Source organism: Gramella sp. MT6 (assembly GCF_019357415.1).
In the GTDB taxonomy this organism is placed as follows: Bacteria; Bacteroidota; Bacteroidia; order Flavobacteriales; family Flavobacteriaceae; genus Christiangramia.
This window is the reverse complement of the sequence record NZ_CP048410.1, coordinates 1,608,559-1,626,808: the sequence shown is the minus strand read 5'-3', so window position 1 is coordinate 1,626,808 and position 18,250 is coordinate 1,608,559. Positions and strand designations below refer to the sequence as shown.

General features: G+C 39.4%; 15 protein-coding genes. 4 read left to right on the top strand and 11 right to left on the bottom strand.

Annotated elements, in window-relative coordinates:
* Positions 1-159: a YqaE/Pmp3 family membrane protein gene (locus G3I01_RS07295; protein ID WP_219552384.1), complete on the bottom strand. Its 159-nt coding sequence runs from the start codon at positions 157-159 to the stop codon at positions 1-3.
* Between the two features lie 119 nt (positions 160-278).
* Here G3I01_RS07295 and lysS point away from each other — a divergent pair, with 119 nt between their 5' ends.
* From lysS to G3I01_RS07275, 4 genes are all read left to right on the top strand, one after another.
* The gene (gene lysS, locus G3I01_RS07290; RefSeq protein ID WP_257710831.1) at positions 279-1,970 is read left to right on the top strand and encodes a lysine--tRNA ligase; all 1,692 of its coding nucleotides are present in this window, start codon (positions 279-281) and stop codon (positions 1,968-1,970) included.
* 80 nt (positions 1,971-2,050) lie between these two features.
* Entirely contained in the window at positions 2,051-2,482 is a 432-nt protein-coding gene (locus tag G3I01_RS07285; RefSeq protein WP_257710830.1) for a hypothetical protein, read from the top strand.
* Between the two features lie 248 nt (positions 2,483-2,730).
* Positions 2,731-5,229, top strand: a complete 2,499-nt coding sequence (locus G3I01_RS07280) for a zinc-dependent metalloprotease (RefSeq protein WP_219552380.1) — start codon at positions 2,731-2,733, stop codon at positions 5,227-5,229.
* A 125-nt stretch (positions 5,230-5,354) separates the two neighbouring features.
* A complete protein-coding gene (locus G3I01_RS07275) occupies positions 5,355-5,750 on the top strand; it encodes a hypothetical protein (RefSeq protein ID WP_219552378.1) in 396 nt (131 codons plus the stop codon).
* Positions 5,751-5,808: 58 nt separating this feature from the next.
* On the opposite strand, the gene G3I01_RS07270 is transcribed toward G3I01_RS07275, so the two are convergent.
* The 10 genes from G3I01_RS07270 to G3I01_RS07225 all read right to left on the bottom strand — a co-directional run bounded on the left by G3I01_RS07270 (position 5,809) and on the right by G3I01_RS07225 (position 18,250).
* Complete coding sequence (locus G3I01_RS07270; RefSeq protein ID WP_219552376.1) at positions 5,809-7,032, bottom strand: permease; 1,224 nt, start codon at positions 7,030-7,032, stop codon at positions 5,809-5,811.
* A gap of 135 nt (positions 7,033-7,167) precedes the next feature.
* Entirely contained in the window at positions 7,168-9,912 is a 2,745-nt protein-coding gene (locus tag G3I01_RS07265) for a heavy metal translocating P-type ATPase (protein ID WP_219552374.1), read from the bottom strand.
* Positions 9,913-10,072: 160 nt separating this feature from the next.
* The gene (locus G3I01_RS07260) at positions 10,073-10,393 is read right to left on the bottom strand and encodes a four-helix bundle copper-binding protein (RefSeq protein WP_219552373.1); all 321 of its coding nucleotides are present in this window, start codon (positions 10,391-10,393) and stop codon (positions 10,073-10,075) included.
* A 115-nt stretch (positions 10,394-10,508) separates the two neighbouring features.
* Entirely contained in the window at positions 10,509-11,516 is a 1,008-nt protein-coding gene (locus G3I01_RS07255) for a potassium channel family protein (protein WP_219552371.1), read from the bottom strand.
* Positions 11,517-11,607: 91 nt separating this feature from the next.
* The gene (locus G3I01_RS07250) at positions 11,608-12,174 is read right to left on the bottom strand and encodes an AraC family transcriptional regulator (protein WP_257710827.1); all 567 of its coding nucleotides are present in this window, start codon (positions 12,172-12,174) and stop codon (positions 11,608-11,610) included.
* A 61-nt stretch (positions 12,175-12,235) separates the two neighbouring features.
* Positions 12,236-12,796, bottom strand: coding sequence for a DUF3347 domain-containing protein (locus G3I01_RS07245; RefSeq protein WP_219552367.1), 561 nt, complete (start codon positions 12,794-12,796; stop codon positions 12,236-12,238).
* A gap of 56 nt (positions 12,797-12,852) precedes the next feature.
* Positions 12,853-13,572 carry a PepSY domain-containing protein gene (locus tag G3I01_RS07240; protein WP_219552365.1) on the bottom strand — a complete coding sequence of 240 codons (720 nt, stop codon included), beginning with the start codon at positions 13,570-13,572 and terminating at the stop codon, positions 12,853-12,855.
* Positions 13,573-13,582: 10 nt separating this feature from the next.
* On the bottom strand, positions 13,583-15,952 hold the full coding sequence (locus tag G3I01_RS07235; protein WP_219552364.1) for a multicopper oxidase domain-containing protein: 2,370 nt from the start codon (positions 15,950-15,952) through the stop codon (positions 13,583-13,585).
* A 33-nt stretch (positions 15,953-15,985) separates the two neighbouring features.
* Entirely contained in the window at positions 15,986-16,480 is a 495-nt protein-coding gene (locus tag G3I01_RS07230) for a DUF305 domain-containing protein (RefSeq protein WP_219552362.1), read from the bottom strand.
* A gap of 84 nt (positions 16,481-16,564) precedes the next feature.
* Entirely contained in the window at positions 16,565-18,250 is a 1,686-nt protein-coding gene (locus G3I01_RS07225) for an efflux RND transporter periplasmic adaptor subunit (protein ID WP_219552360.1), read from the bottom strand.

Below are 18,250 nucleotides of genomic sequence, written 5' to 3'. Positions count from 1 at the left end.
TTAAGACTTCGGATTATTCAAAATTATGAGAGCAGCGATCACTCCGGGAATCCAGCCCAGTAAGGTAAGGATGAGAACTATTAATATTGACCCGCAGCCTTTATCATAAACTGCCAGCGGAGGAAATAACACAGAAAGTATGACTCGCCAGATACTCATTTAAGCAAATTTTCAGGCAAAGATAGAATTATTATTTCGGCTTTTAATTGCATTGTGTGGCAGGCTGATAGTCACTATATTTGCATCCGCATTTTTGTTGAATGCATAAAAAAAATTATATGCAGCAGTTATCAGAACAGGAACAGATTAGAAGAGAAAAATTAACGGCCATAAGAAAAGCCGGTATCAATCCATATCCAGCAGACCTTTATCCGGTAGATCATTTAACTTCAGAGATCAAGCAGAATTTTGAGGAAGGTAAGAAAGTAGTGATCGCGGGAAGATTAATGTCCAGAAGGATCCAGGGAAAAGCATCGTTTGCTGAACTTCAGGATTCTAAAGGCAGAATTCAGGTTTACTTTAATCGTGATGAGATCTGCCCGGGTGAGGACAAAGCAAAATATAACGACGTATACAAGAAACTGCTTGATATAGGTGATTTTATAGGGATCGAAGGTGAGTTATTTAAAACCCAGGTTGGAGAGATGACCGTAATGGTTAAGGATTTTCACCTGTTAAGTAAATCTATTCGCCCACTTCCGCTTCCAAAAACTGATAAAGAAGGAAATACGCATGACGGCTTCAATGATCCAGAACAGAGATATCGCCAGCGATATGCAGATCTTGCGGTGAATCCAAAAGTGAAAGAAGTTTTCGTAAAGCGAACCAAACTGTTCAATGCGATGCGTAATTTCTTTAATGAAAGAGAATATTTCGAGGTAGAAACCCCTATCCTGCAATCTATTCCAGGTGGGGCTGCTGCAAGACCTTTCGTTACACACCACAACGCGCTGGATATTCCATTATACCTGAGAATTGCCAATGAACTTTACCTGAAGAGATTGATCGTAGGTGGTTTTGACGGGGTTTATGAATTTTCTAAGAACTTCAGAAATGAAGGTATGGACAGAACTCATAATCCTGAATTTACAGCCATGGAGATCTATGTAGCTTATAAAGACTACAACTGGATGATGGATTTCACTGAGAAATTACTTGAGCATTGTGCTATTGCTGTAAATGGAACTACCGAAGCTACTTTTGGCGAACACAGGATCGACTTTAAAGCGCCATATAAGCGTCTAAGCATGACCGATGCAATAAAGGAATTTACAGGGTTTGATATTACCGGAAAGTCTGAAAAAGAACTTTATGAAGCTGCTAAAGGTATGGGCATCGAGGTAGATGATACCATGGGGAAAGGAAAACTTATCGACGAGATCTTTGGTGAAAAATGTGAAGGAAATTTTATCCAGCCAACTTTCATTACAGATTATCCGAAAGAGATGAGTCCGCTTTGTAAGGAACACCGGGATAATCCTGAGCTTACCGAGCGTTTTGAACTTATGGTTTGCGGAAAAGAGGTCGCGAATGCGTATTCTGAGCTTAACGATCCTTTAGACCAGCGTGAGCGATTTGAGGAGCAATTAAAACTTTCAGAAAAAGGTGATGACGAAGCCATGTTTATAGACAATGACTTCTTAAGAGCCCTGGAATATGGAATGCCTCCAACTTCTGGTCTTGGAATTGGAATGGACAGATTGATCATGTTCCTTACCAATAAGCAATCTATACAGGAAGTATTATTCTTCCCTCAAATGAAACCTGAGAAAAAACAGGTAGAATTGACTGAGGAAGAAAAAGCTGTTTTCAAATTAGTGAAAGATAATAACGTTCATGAGCTTGATACAGTAAAGGAACATTCAGGTTTAAGTAATAAAAAGTGGGACAAGGCGGTAAAAGGCCTTAGAAAACATAAGATGATAGATGTCTTTAAAGACGGTGAAAACCTGAACATCAAAGCTATATAATTATAAGTTTAATAAGCTTATATCCATTTTAAATTAAAAGCTCTGTAGTAATTGCAGAGCTTTTTTTATTAAATTGGTTTATGGATAGTCCGGTTCTCCCAAAACAACCACCCCTGTTTATCTCCTATTTAAGGGTGGGTAAACTTTTATATATTTCCTTAGGGCTGTTCGTGGCAGAATCATATTTTTTCTGGAGATTATTTCGCAGTAGTATATTTCATGAGCAGGAAATAATGCAGGTCTTGTGGTTTATTTGTTTTCTCTTTTCTTTTGTTCATATTTTCCTGGTACTTATGGATGGTTGGTCAAGATTTCAGAATTATAAGAAGATCAAGGACCTGTTCTATCAACATGGATTCAAGGTAAGAATTGCAGTAAATTATAAAGGATCAAAATGCCAGAGAAATGCCGCTATTATTGCCGCAGAGGAATTAGGCATTGGAAATGATGTTCAAAGACTTTATAAAAAACTTGGCATAAAAAATTATCATTTATTACCAGATTTCTTTTAAATGACCCCCTCTTCCTTTTCAAGAATTCATTCTGGTCCCGTACCTTCCTTGAGAAATATTATGAACCTAAATATGATTACAGGAGTATCGCTAAAATGCAAATCCCTGTAAATTGATATTTTACCCGTATAATTTTTAAACCATTTCCATTTTTCATAGTCTTAAAACTGCCGAACGGCGGTCTTTTTTCATTTTCAGGTGAAAATTACTGCCTTCAAAAAGATCTTATTAATTAAAAACTAAAATCTATGATCAAGAAACAGAGCCTGAGGCTTCTGGTTTTAGCCCTTTCCCTATCGGTATCCGGTTGTGCTGTTTTTCAGCCCCAGGACAAATCGGACACCAAAACTGCTTCCGCAGATGATTCCAAAAAAGATAAGAACGGACTTAAACCCTACGATAAAATTATCACCAAGGACGCGAAAAGCGACCAGGGTCTTTTCACCGTTCATGAAGTAGAAGATAAATATTTCTACGAGATCCCTGATAGCCTATTTAATCGTGAAATGCTTACGGTTACCCGTATAGCCAAAACTGCAAACGGAATTGGTTTTGGTGGCGGAAAACAAAATACACAGGTTCACCGCTGGCAGAAGAAAGGTGATAAGGTTTTGCTTCGCGTGGTATCTTATGAAGTATATGCCGCAGATTCACTACCCGTTCATGAAGCGGTAAGAAATTCAAATTTCGAACCAATTATTCAGACTTTTGATGTAAAAACCGTAGGTAAGGACTCCCTGTCTAAATCTACTGTTATCGAAGTAACAGACCTATATACAAAGGATGTTCAGGCACTAGGATTACCTGACGGCACCAGAAAAAGGTTCAAGGTTTCAAGGCTGGATGAGAGCAGATCTTATATTGACACCATTAGGAGTTATCCTGAAAACATTGAAATAAGACACGTAAAAACCTATAACGCCGGTGAACCGCCATCTAACTCAAGTACAGGTTCAATTTCCCTGGAATTCAGTAATTCCATGATATTGCTACCAGAGGTTCCTATGGAAAGAAGGTATTATGACGAGCGTGTAGGTTGGTTCACTACTGAACAAACCGATTATGGTCTTGATGCCCAAAAAAGTAAGACCGTAGAATACCTTGACAGATGGAGACTTGAAGTTAAGGAAGAAGATATGGAGAAGTTCAAGAACGGGGAACTGGTTGAACCTAAAGAACCTATCGTTTATTATATAGACCGTGCAACTCCTGAAAAATGGGTTCCTTTTATCAAACAGGGAATTGAAGACTGGCAGGTGGCTTTTGAAGCGGCAGGCTTTAAAAATGCAATTATCGCAAAGGATGCACCAACAGTAGAAGAAGATCCAGATTGGAGTCCGGAAGATGTAAGATATTCCGTAGTTAGATATCTTGCTTCCCCTATTCCTAATGCTAATGGTCCTCACGTAAGTGATCCACGTTCCGGGGAGATCCTGGAATCTGATATAAACTGGTATCACAACGTAATGACCCTTTTAAGAAACTGGTTCTTCGTTCAGACTGCAGCAATTAATCCTGAAGCCCAGGATGTTGCTTTCAAAGATGAAGTAATGGGAAGATTGATAAGATTTGTTTCCTCTCACGAAGTTGGTCATACTTTAGGTTTACCTCATAATATGGGAAGTAGTGTTGCTTACCCTGTAGAGAAATTAAGAGATGCTGAATTCACTCAAGAATTTGGTACGGCTCCTTCTATCATGGATTACGCACGTTTCAATTATGTAGCACAGCCTGAAGATGGAGATGTTGCCTTAATGCCGAATATAGGACCTTACGATAAGTATGCGATAGAATGGGGTTATCGCCCGATTCCGGAGAAAGAAGGAAAGGAAGAAAAAGAAATTCTTGATGACTGGATACTTGAACATGCAGGCGATCCTATGTATAGATTTGGTGCACAGCAAGGAGGAGGAATTATAGATCCAAGTTCTCAAACTGAAGATCTTGGAGATGATGCAATGCTTGCCAGTGAATATGGTATCAAAAACCTTAAAAGAATTGTTCCTAACCTAATCGATTGGACTGCTGAAGAGGGTAAGGATTATGAAGACCTTGATGACCTTTACGGGCAGGTACTTTCACAATATAATCGCTATATGGGTCATGTAGCTGCTAATATTGGTGGTGTTTACCAATATTCCAAGACCTATGACCAGGAAGGTGCTGTTTACACTCATGTAGATAAAGAGACTCAGGAAAGAGCTATGGATTTCTTACAGGAACAGCTTTTTGAAACCCCGGAGTGGATGATCAATCAGGACATCTTCAATAAGATCGAATTTGATGGGAACCTGGAGCGTATTAGAAATATGCAGCAAAGAACCCTGAACAATATTCTTGATTTTGGAAGAATGGCCAGGTTAATGGAAAACGAGGAGATCAATGGAAAAAATGCTTATACTCTACTGGATATGATGACCGAATTGAGAAAAGGTATCTGGAGTGAAGTGTATTCAGGCCAGAGTATAGATCGTTATAGAAGAAACCTTCAACGAGCTTATATCGAAAGAATGGAACACCTGATGAATGAAGAACAGGACGAAGTACCTGCAAGATGGAGAGAATGGATCACCAGAAGTGAGATCAATGTTTCTCAAAGTGATATTAGACCTGTAGTTCGAGGTGAACTAAGCACTTTAGAAAGACAGATCAAAAATTCTGTATATCGCTCGGGAGACACTTTGACCCGCTATCATTTACAGGATATCCTGAAAAGAATCGACCTGATATTAAATCCGGTTAACTAAGATCAATTACATAAATGATAGAAAAGCTACCGCCACAAAGCGGTAGCTTTTTTTGTTAAAGACCATTCGATTCAAAACAATTTAACTTAACTTTAAGTATCTGTAAACCAATAATATACGACATCATGAAAAGGGTAATAATATTAGTTCTGCTTTTTGCTTTCTTTTCTTTAGGCGCCATGGCTCAGGTAAAGGAAAAGCATCATGAAACTCATAATATAAGCGAAAACATAGATACAGAAGCGCATGCAATGATGTATGCAGATAAAGTCACAACCAGACTTGGCCTAAGTCTGGAACAAAAAGAAAAGATCCAGGAAGCTCAGATGAAACGCTTACAACATAAAAAGGAAATGATGGCAGAAATGATGCACGAAGGAGATGAAGCCGGTGAAATGCATAAGAAAAAAATGCAGTCCTATGAGGATGAATTCATGGCCGAGATGAAAAAGATCCTTACGCCAGCTCAATATGAGGAATGGCTACCCATGCATGACAGGGAAATGCAGATGCATTATTAACAAACTTCATTTTTTCTATTCTGTCCAAAAAAAGATTTTTGCTAATCCTTACTTTCCTTTAGTTCACAAAGAACTTAACTATAAGTCCTCCGGCCAGCCATAGGTAACAGGCGAAGGCTAAATATTTCAGAGTATTCTCCAGAGCTTTACTTTTTGGAGCCATTTCTTTCATGAACATTACGTCATCCCTTTTAAAGAAGCCCAGGTAAACGAGAAATCCGGAAATAGCCAGAAAAGCCATATTTAACCAGAAAGTGTAGTCTATCTTAAAATATTCACTGTCCTGGACCTTTACTGAAGAAGGATCTGGCAATAAATTGAATAAATTAAAACCATAATGCAGAGCCAGTGAAGCTCCAATTAGAGAGGTAAATAAAAGGAAAAGGATAAAAAAGCTCATTTTCCACCCGTAATATTTCGCATTGATCCTAAGAATTGGGAATACTACAAGGTCGCTAAAAATAAAAGCCATAACTCCTGCAAAACTTACTCCTTTCCCGAATAACAGTGCAGCCAGGGGAATATTCCCCATAGAACCTATAAAGGTGAGAAACGCCGCTATTGGACCCACAATTATGTGTTCTAGAATAGTGAAAAAGCCAAAATCTGTATTTCCCTGCCCGGTATTAATAAAAAGCGTTTGGAAAAATGAATCAGGTACAAAAGCAGCGACAATTCCGGCAATGGTAAAACCAACGGTCACGTCTTTCCAGACCATCTTCCACTCCATTCCGTATTGTTGAGAAACCTTGGCCCAGCTAGTTTCAGATTTCATTTTCTTCTTCCAGGATTTATCTGAATTTTCATCGTCGTCATCTTCTTCATCCAATCTTTGCCTTGCTTTTTTGATCAGTTTTTTAGGGTTGATCATTCGAATTAAAAACCAGCTGATAAGAATAAGAAGAATCCCACCCACATATTCTCCAACTACAAATTGCCAGCCAAGAAATATGGAGATGATAATTCCAAGTTCAATAACAAGATTGGTAGAAGCAAGTAGAAATGCAATAGAAGAAACAAAACTTGCACCTTTTTTAAACAAACTTTTAGTAGAAGCAAGTGCCGCAAAACTACAGGAACTACTTATAAACCCGAAAAAGGTTCCCAGTAATAAACCTTTAGATTCTTCTTTTCCCATGGTTTCCTGCATCTTCTTTTCGGTTACAAAAACCTGGATACAACTACTTATCACATATCCCAGGGCGAAAGCCCATAAGGCCATCCAGAAAAATCCGCTGGTCGTATAGGCTGCTTCTCCCCATTTGCTTAAAAAATCCTGCATAATCTAAATTTTCTATTTCTAATATTTTTCGTCAGGCTAAACCTTTTTCAGTTTCTCAAACGGCTCAAGAAACAAGTTCAGAATGACTTAAGCTTTGTTTATTTTAGACCCTGAAATAATTTCAGAGTGATGTTATTAATTCAATTTTGCATTCCTTAACCTCAGCGCGTTCCCTATAACCGAAACGGAACTAAAACTCATGGCTAATGCTGCTATCATTGGCGAAAGCAATATTCCGAAGAATGGATATAACACTCCGGCTGCGATTGGCACTCCAAGGGTATTATAAATGAGTGCGAAAAACAGGTTCTCCTTGATATTCTTCATCACCTTTTCACTTAATCTTATGGCTTTTAAAACGCCTTTTAGATCTCCCTTGACTAGAGTAACCTCAGCGCTTTCTATCGCTACATCTGTACCTGTTCCCATCGCAATACCGATATTTGCCTGTGCCAATGCAGGGGCATCATTAATACCGTCTCCTGCCATGGCTACTTTTCTACCTTCAGCCTGAAGTCTTTTTACCTCTTCCATTTTATTCTGCGGTATCATTCCAGCTTTAAAATCGGCCAGGTTCAATTCCTTTGCTACTGCTGAAGCCGTTTTCTCATTATCTCCAGTGAGCATTACCACTTTGATGCCTTCTTTTTGAAGTTCATGCAAAGCTTCCATGCTCGTTTCCTTGATCTTGTCTGAAATAGTAACAAAACCTACTACTATAGAATTTACCGACAGGTAAGAAACCGTTTTTCCTTTTTCCTGTTCCGCTGAAACCTTTTGCTGTACCTCCTTGGAAATTTCAGCATTTTCCATCTGCATCAATTTGTCATTCCCAAGGGCCAGTCCCTTTCCTTCAAATTTCGCTTCCACTCCTTTTCCTGTCACCGCATTGAAATCTGAAGCTTCTCCATATTCAATGTTTTCAGCTTTTGCGTAATTCACGGTCGCCGTGGCCAAAGGATGCTCACTTTGAGCATTTACTGAAGCAATAAGACGAATAACTTCCTTTTCTGTATAATCCGGAGATACCGAAACAACTTTTTCGACTGAAGGTTTTCCTTCGGTGATCGTACCTGTCTTATCAATTATAAGGGTATCGATCTTGTTCATTTCTTCCAGAGCACGGGCATTTTTGATCAACACCCCGTTTTTTGCTCCTTTACCTACTCCAACCATTACCGACATAGGTGTTGCCAGACCTAGGGCACAAGGACAGGCTATGATCAAAACCGCAATAGCATTTACCAGGGCATATACATGAGCTGGTTCTGGCCCGTAGATAGCCCAGGCAATATAAGTAAGTATAGAAATAACAACCACTATTGGTACAAAATAAGCCGAGATCCTATCGGCTAGCTTCTGAATAGGCGCCTGAGATCGACTCGCTTCATTCACCATTTTGATGATCTGCGCAAGCAGGGTTTCATCTCCAACCTTTTCAGCGGTCATGGTAAAACTCTGGTTTCCGTTAATGGTTCCTGAGCTTACCTTATCTCCTTCTTTCTTGTCGACCGGAATAGGTTCCCCAGTGATCATAGATTCATCTATACTGGATTTCCCCTTTTTAATAATTCCATCTACGGGAATTTTATCCCCGGGCTTCACTCTTAAAATATCTCCCTTTTGTATCTTATCTACTGCAATTGTTTCCTCTTTACCATCAGTAACCCTTACCGCAGTATTCGGAGCTAATTTCAATAACTCTTTAATTGCAGAATTGGTCCTGCTGTGTGCACGGGCCTCCAAAACCTGACCCATCAATACAAGGGTCAGTATAACCGTTGCCGCTTCAAAATAAACATGCACGGTTCCCATTTCGGTCTTGAACTGGGCCGGGAAAAAATCTGGAAATACCAGTCCGAAAACGCTGAAGATCCAGGCAACTCCTGCACCAATACCAATAAGGGTAAACATATTGAGATTCCAGGTTTTTATAGACCTCCAGGCTCTCTCAAAGAACATCCAGGTAGCATAGAAAACCACCGGAAGGGAAAGTATTAGTTGCACCCAATTCCAGGTTCTCATATCTGCCATATCATACAGTGGATTATCCGGGATCATTTCAGACATCGCGATGAGAAAGATCGGGACGGTAAAAGCTACCGAAATCCAGAATTTCTTCAATAGTTTTTTATACCCCTTTTCTTCTGCGGAGGCTTCAGGTTCCATAGGCACCAGTTCCATTCCACAGATAGGGCAATCTCCTGGTTCATCCTTGATCACTTCCGGATGCATCGGGCAGGTGTATTGTACTTTGGTCGCAGCACTGACTTCCTCTACTAGATCCATTCCGCATACCGGGCAATCTCCCGGTTGGTCATAAGTCTTGTCCCCTTCACAATGCATTGGGCAATACCATGTGCCTGTACCTTTACCAGTAACTTTTTTGCTTTCATCGGAATGATCGGCATGTTTTGAATGCTCTTCACCCGGCATCATAATGTGATAATTCCCGCCGTCTTTTTGTAGAGCCTCTTCAAATTTTTCAACTTTAATATGGTCTTTCATACTAATCTTTGCTTCAGCTTTTTCAAGGTCTACTGAAGCTTCAATCACACCCTCAACACCGTTGAGAGTTTTCTCAACGTGACTACGGCAACCGTTGCAAGTCATCCCCGTAATTTTATAGGTATGTGTCATAGGTTTTTTTGAAGAATGTTTTGAATCTTCAGGCAACATTATGTGGTAGTTACCTCCACCCTGAATCAGGGCATCTTCAAGTTTTGGAAGTGGAATATGCTTTTCCATCTCTACAACTGCCTCGGCTTTTTCAAGATCCACATGAGCACCAGTAACACCTTCAACCTTTGAAAGAGTTTCTTCAACATGAGATCTGCAACCATTGCAGCTCATACCGGTTATTTTATATGTATGTTTCATTTTTTGAAAATTGTCTCCCCAAATAGAAAGTTACGGAGATTTTACTTCTGCTAAGGTAGGTGGCAGCAAAAAGAGAGGAATTCAAATTTATCGAAAAGTCTTTCGAAAAAGTATAAAATTGCCGGGGAACTTTAGTTGTCCCCCAGGCAATTAATTTCATTTATGCTAAATAGTTTTCGCAAGCTGCAACGCAATCCTTGCAAGCTTTAGCACAATCTTTACAGTGCTGGGTATCATGTTTTCCACATTCATCTGCACAAGCCTGGCATACTTTTTTACAATATTCCACCAGGCCTTTTACATCTTTATAGTCTGTAGCCAAAACCTGATTCAGAGCAGAACAAACTTCTGCACAAACCTTATCTAAGCGAATACAGTCTGTCATCATTTTCACGTTGTCTTCATCAAGACAGGCATCTGCGCAATAATTACAGTGGTTAATGCAATTTCCCAATGCACTTATTAACTTCTCATTTCTCATAACTTATTGATTTTATTGGTTATACCACTAAATTAAGCATGAGCCCCACTTCACACTTTTAAAATTATGCTAAGTTCTTTCAGTTTTAAATGATTTTAACTCTACTGATGGATTATTAAGATATTTTAGTATCTACAAGTTTCCAACTCCAGCCGTCTTGCTCCACAAGGGTTTTGAAAATTTTACGATTCCGGCATATATTTTCAGAATAGCTTTTCTCTTCAACAATTTCTGCAAGCATTTTTTTCTTTGAAAGTCGACTGGTATTTGAAAAAGGCGGATCGGTCCTGGCGGGATCAATATGGGTTACCTCAGCTATGACCTCGAAATAGTTTTCATAAGCCACTTGCAATGGCTTGATGGATCCTTCTCCAGGTTTAAATTCATCTTTTACCTCGAAGGAGATGATCAATAAAGCCTCATACAATCTTGCAAGCTGAAGAATGATCGCATTTTTCTCCTTGTTATTATGGAAATAATGAATTACCGGGTAGGCCCGGTGTTGCTGACTATACTTGATAATAGAATCTGAAATTTTATCTACTTTCTTCAAAAGCGGATCAAAATTTTCTCCATTCCAGCAGCTGATCACGATCTCCTCTGGACTACTTCCTAGAGTACTCAAACTAACACCTAGTTTTCGCTGATCTATCACTGCAGAAAGTACCGGGATGAAATAGGTGACAGACATGGTGAGAAGAATTAAACCGGTAAAGGAATAAATACTTGTTAGTACTCTCCAGATATCTGCAGATGCCACATAATCTCCCATTCCCAAGGTAGAGAGACTAAACCCGCTATAATAAACTATTTGCCAGAAATTAGCTGGAATTTTTGTGGTGCTATCTATAATTGCTCCCGGGAATCCATACAGGATTAGAACAAAGCTCATCCATAAAAAGAACACCCAGATCAAGACAATAGAAATAAGTAGAATATAACCAGTTCTGGATAATATTTTAGAACTGCCATTCTTTCCTGAAATCATAAGGAAGAATTTCCAGAAAAAATGCGCAAAACGACTGGTAAGCCATCCTCCTCCCTGCATGGAAAGAGTGGTTTGCAAAATATCTATGACAATGGAAAAATACAGGATGATACCTGCAATCAAAAAAAAGCTCATAAATAGTTATTGGTTGGTATTCCGGGAAATTAAGAATTCAAACTACAACTTTGTTATATAGAAATGCTAAAACCCTAGAAAACGGGCTTAATTAAATGGAATCGAGCGTCTTTCGATCGCTGGCATGCATTTTTTTGTATTCTGAAGGAGTGAGCCCGGTCGCATTTTTAAAGGAAGTAGATAAATATGCCGGTGTAGAATAACCTAAATTATCTGCGATCATGGCAATACTCCAATCATCATAATTAAGTAACTCTTTTACTCTTTCTATCCGAACGGCATTATAAAATTTCTGAATGCTCTGGCCTTCACTTTCAGTAAAGACGTGGGTGATATGACTGTAATCGTAATTAAGTTCTGAAGTTAAAAGGCCCGAAAGTTTTTCTATAGTTACCTCTTCAGAATATACTTTTTCAAAAATAAGAGACTTGATATTATTGATCAATTTCTCATTGCGATCCTGAATGATCTCAAAACCAACCTTCTCAAATTCCTTATCCAGGGCTATCTTTTCACGCTTGTCCAGGTCACGGGCTAAAATAGCCTCCCCTAAACGAACCTCCTTAAAAGGAATATTCATTCTATTAAGAATTTCCTCCACGGTCATGATACATCGCTGACACACAACGTTACGTATATTGATCTTCTTTTCTTCCAAGGAATTCATATTAATAAGAACATCCAGACCAGAATCTATCCAGTCTGGATATTCTGAAAATTTATTCTATAGTTTCATCTACTCTACCACATTTCAGCATTTTATCACCAAAATACGGATTTCTGATCTCTTCTGAAGTTGAATACCAGTAATCTCCTTTACCTTCAAAAGCCATTGGGCAGAATTGCTTGTAGATCTTTCCTGAAGAAATTGCTTCTTTTAGTACGGGATCCATCGCCGCAGTTAATTCAGAAAACACTTCTCTTTGCTTGTTTACATCTTCTTCTTTAGCAATGTTCCCTGCAATTCCGGCAAGCTCTGGATTACTCGTTTCAAGATATGCCTGAAGTTCTTTAGCAGCCTCACCGGCAGCTTTAGCATCTGTTTGAACCAAAGCATCCTTTATCGCCAGGTAATCATCAAATGCTATTTTGATAGTATCATTGCTGAATTCAGCATTTGCTACTTCCTCAGTTTCCATTTCTGGAGAAGACTCGGTCATTTCCATATGATCTTCTGATACCTCCTCTTCATTATTTTTCTTATTATCTCCACAGGAATATACTAATAAACTTCCTGCAACTAAACTCATTGTAATTAAACTTCTAACTCTTCTTTTCATTTTTCCGATTATTAAATTATTGATTTTTGACGTATTTAAAGTGTCCTGATAACAGGTTAATTTTTATTCTTTTTAACTGGCTTAAGGATCTTTCTAACTGTTGGTGAAGAAATATACCATAGCAAGAAACCACTTAAGACGGTTATAAGTCCCATTAATGAAAAACCTCTCAACAATAGATTATTGAAATCATCTCTTCCCTCGTAATCCATGGTATGAGTCATCCATAGAAAATCGAACCATCGCCAGTCACGATGTCTTACCGTATTAAAATTCCCGGTGAGCGCTCCTACATAAGCCTTAAGATTCTTATCGGTATCATAGGAGATCACCCAGGCCGGAAGCAACCTTTCCCTGTATTCATGGTGTTTCCCGGTTTCAGTGATCCTTTCTATTCCCGAAACTTTCAGATCTGCTTTCATATGTCGGGAGGCTATATCAAGCGCCTGTTGTTCATTGATCTCTTCTATGATTTCTCCATTAAGGGCATCCATCAGGATCTTTTCATTCACATAATAAAACGGCTGTCCCGAGATCTCCTGTAACTTTACCGAAGTCACATTCAATTCAGGATGCAGTTTCGTGGGACTTTTTAGATCTGAAAATGATGATTGTATTGGTTCTTCTTTTTTGAACTGGTCTCCATGGATCTCATCAAGATCTGTCCAGCTAAAATAAAGACCACTTACCGTCCACATAATGAACTGCAAACCGATAAAGATCCCGAGATATCGGTGGGCTTTTCTAATATTTAAAGCGGTTTTTCTTTTAACCATTATTATTCAATTAAAATCTTATTGTTAATCCTCCTCCAGCACCAAAACGATTATCATAACTACCCATCAGTGAAAAATTCTTACTCAATAAATATTCAAAACCGGCATTCCAGACCTGTTCCTCTTCGAAATTTTTTCCAGGTTCCAAATCGTTCACCCAGCCAAAATCTGCTTGAAATTCATACTCTCCAAACAAGATCAGCCTTGGAAAGATCATGATCTCCCGCTCGAGGCTAATCTGAGGTCTTAATTTATTATCTAATCTCACATCAAGTTGAAACATATATGGAGTAAAATATCGAATCCCTCCAATTGCGGTAGTACTTAATTCATCCAGACTATCTTCCAGTTCGTTTTCCACATTTACCCCTCCAAAAAGACGCACCCAGTCATTGAGGTAATATTCATAAGTAAATTCTGCTTCCAGGTTCTGGTTCCAGCCATATTCGGCGTTGACCATGAACTGATTGCGAATATCTGAACTTGTCACGTTTAACGTGCTCATATGCGAAGCCGCATCCAGGGTTCCCCAGGTATAGAACTGGTTGGTTTCGGCAAGCAAGTGCGAGAGGGGGTACTCATCTAATCTGGGATCCCTATCAGTCTCATAACTCATCACTCTTGCCATTCCTCCCATCATGTGATAAAGAATATGGCAGTGAAAGAACCAGTCACCATATTCATTTCCGTAGAACTCGATCGTAATTTTCTCCATTGGCGGCACATTTACCGTATGTTTTAATGGAGAATATTCGCCATTTTCATTGATCACCCTGAAGAAGTGCCCGTGCAAATGCATGGGGTGATGCATCATCGTTAGGTTATTAAAGGTGATCCTGGTCACCTCATCTCCTTCGATCTTTATTTTATCAGATTCTGAAAGCGGCACCCCGTTCATACTCCAGATATACCGATTCATATTTCCGGTAAGATTCAGCAGTATATTATTTACCGGAATGTCTTCATCATACGTGGTCTTTTCAGGAGACTTTAAATAGTCATAATTATATTCTGAAAACATTTCCATACCATCCATTTTCATATCCTCTTGCATATCCATCCCCTCATGGTTCATCCTGGAATGATCCATTTCAGATTCTTTTTTCATATTCCCATGATCCATTTTTGAGTGGTCCATCTTCATAACAGAATCCTTCGGCATTTCCATTTTTGAGTGATCCATTTTCGAATGATCCATCTGAATACCTTCCATTTCCATTTCCATTTCTTCCATCTCCATTCCCCATTCTTCCATCATTTCCTGCGGATTTTCTTTCCCGGGATGAGATTTAAGTGCGGGAGCACCCATTTTCATATCCATGTTGGCCATTTGCTGCATCATTTCAATTTTATCTGGTCTGGCAATCTCAGGAGCTTTTGCGATTTCCCCTGTTCCCAGATATGCAGAAGCCGTTCCGGAACCATCCTGCGCCGTAATCCTGAACTCCAGCTTTTTATCCTGTGGAATTTCTACAATGAAATCGTAGGTTTCAGCTACACCAATAAAGGTTTTATTATGCTTTACTGGTACCACATTTAATCCGTCGGCAGCTATTAATGTTGGAGTTTCTCCTCCAAAGGTCATCCAGAAAGAAGTAGACGCCGAACCATCAATTATGCGAAGTCTTACTTTCTCTCCGGGTTTGAATTCAGGATATTCGATACTTTCTTCCCCATTAATTAAAAAAGCGGGATAGTAAATATCAGCGATATCGGCACCTTCCATCCGTTGCTTCCAGAAATTAAGCTGTGCTCCAAAGGCTCCTCTTGCTACCACCTGATTTAAAGGCGTGGAAGTTCCTTTTTTGATTCCATACCATTCTGTTCCCCTTTTCAGAAATCGCTGAACATCCTGAGGTTTCTCATTGGTCCAGTCGGACAGTACTAAAACGAGTTCTTTATCATAAACCACGTCAGGTTTCCCCTTTGGTTGAATTACCAGCGAACCAAATACCCCGCTTTGCTCCTGCAGCATGGTATGTGAATGATACCAATAGGTCCCGCTTTGTTTGATCTCGAATTCATATTTAAAGGTTTCTCCTGGTTCAATAGGTGGCGTTGTTAAATAAGGAACACCATCATAAAAATTCGGAAGTAAGATTCCATGCCAGTGAATAGATGTTTCCACATCCATCTTATTATGCACATAGATCACGGCGTATTCTCCTTCAGTAAAATCAAGGGTAGGACCGGGAATTGTTCCATTCACGGTCATTCCCATCACTTCTTTTCCTGCCTTATTCACCATTTCCTGATCTATAGTAAGCGTATACTCGTGTACCGGTAGATCATTTATATTTCCCTCCACAGAAGCTTCCTGCTGTGCCTGAACACTTATAGCGCTTAATAAAACCAGAATGACTGAATATATTTTGTGCATTTTAATTTTGTATCACTTATTGATAGGTTCTGGTTACTTTTTTTCGTTTTCCAGTTTATCGATCAGTTTCTTCATTTCTGCAATTTCCTTTACCTGGGCTTTAATGATTTCATCTGCCAGCTTTCTTACCTCCGGGTCATCTATATCTGCTCTTCTACTGGTTAGGATCGCAATTGAATGATGCGGTATCATTGCTTTCATATATAAAACATCCCCTATGATAGGACGCTGGGCCCGTACCAGACCAAGCGCTCCAACAAAAAGAATAAGACTTCCTGCATAGATCGCGATATTCTTTTTCCTGTTCTTATACATTTTCAGCATAAGCGAAAGCATAATTACTGCCATTGCCGCTATACCCAGACAGGTCATATAAAAACGAGTCAGGCTAAAATATACATGGTCTATTTCATAAGTATTTAAATACATGGTGATGTACATCGCTACGAATGATAACCCCAGCATTAAAAAGAATCTGGTATAATTGCTACCGCTCTTGTCTTCCTGTTTATCGTGTTTAGAATCCATAATTTTGGTTGGTTTTGGTTATGTTGATATTAAAATTAATACTTGCCTATTTTAAGCCTGTTAAAGCCATTATAAATAACACCTTTAGTCTATTTGTGCTGTCACTTCCCCACAAGTTAGCATCGCATCTCCGTAATAGGGATTTCTAACTTCTGAAGAAAGGCTTAGCCAGTCTGCTCCCTTATTAGAGTTTGCCATTGGGCAGTGCTGTATGTAAATTGTATTACCTATACTGTCGATATTGGCAGTAATAGCGATCATATTTTCAGACAGGATCACAAAGTGCGCTCTTTGATTTTCCAGATTCTGATTGGAGGAGATCGCCTCCAACATTTCTTTTACTTTTTTCAAATGAGCTCCTGCCATTCCCTGCAGATCAGCTTCAGGCATTGCTTTTAAAGAAACCTTTGCTGCATCCATAGCCTGGGCAGCATTAGAATTCACAAGAGCATCTTTAAGTTCAAAATAACCGTCCAGAGTTTTTACAAATTTCTTCTGAAAATCTTCCGGAAGTTCCATCTCCATATTCATAGCCTGCTTCTTCTGGTTCTCGGGATTGTTCATCATCGATCTTTTTCCCTGAAGCTGTGCCGCTGCATCTACGGTAAAGGTTCCATTAGTAACAATTTCTTCCCCGCTTTCCAGTCCGCTCAAAACCTGGTAGGTTTCGCCTGAAGAATTCCCCAGAGTAACTTCCCGCATTTCGAATACCGGTTCATTTGGATTTGTCTTCACGTAAACCAAAGAACGTTCACCTGTCCACATAACTGCACTTCTGGGAACCTCCAGAGTTTCCATGTTTGTAACCTGGCTTGTTTCTACTTCTGCCTGGGCGAACATTCCGGGTTTCAGTTTATTATCCTTGTTATTTATCACAACTCTAACTTCAACAGTTCTGGATTCACTATTCAAAATTGGATCTATAAAGGAGATCTTTCCCTTGAAGTTTTCATTGGGAACAGCGTTTACCGAAATATTTAGCGTTTGTCCTTCATCAAGATTTGATATCTGGGATTCATAAGCGTCGAAAACTGCCCATACCGAATTCAGATTTGAAACCTTTAAAATTGGCATTCCATCTACAATATGGGATCCTTCTTCAACCATGATCTGTGTTACGGTTCCATTAACATGTGAATAGATAGGAAAAGAGCTTTTCACATTACCGGTTCTTTCCACCTCGTCCAGAACCTCATTACTAATTTCCCAGTTCCTGAATTTATTTCTAACCGCGTTATATAGTCCCGGTTGGGAATTTTTCAATTTTGCAGCCGTGATCAGTTCCTGTTGTGCTGCAACGAGTTCAGGAGAATACACACTTGCAATTGGTTGTCCCATACTCACCCTGTCTCCTACGGTATTCACGTAAAGTTTCTCTATTCTCCCATCAAAATGAGCTGGCATTGCCGCGTTAAGGTCGTCATTCAACTCTATCTTTCCGGAAAGGGTGATCTTACCATCTATTCCATTACCTGTTCCTACCACCGTGGTTTGAATATTAGCAAGTTTCATGGCATTATCGGTCATACTCAATTCGTTCGCTGCCAGGCCTTGAGAACCACTTTCTGCAGGTATAAGGTCCATACCACAAATTGGGCAATCCCCAGGTTCAGGCTGCATGATCTGCGGATGCATGGAACAGGTCCACATCTGTTCCGTTTCAGCCTCCTGGTGTTCATGGGCTTCCTCAGTTTCATTGTTATTGAAAATAACATATCCCAGTACCAGGCCTGCGATAAGGATCAGTATATAAATTATATATTTTTTCAT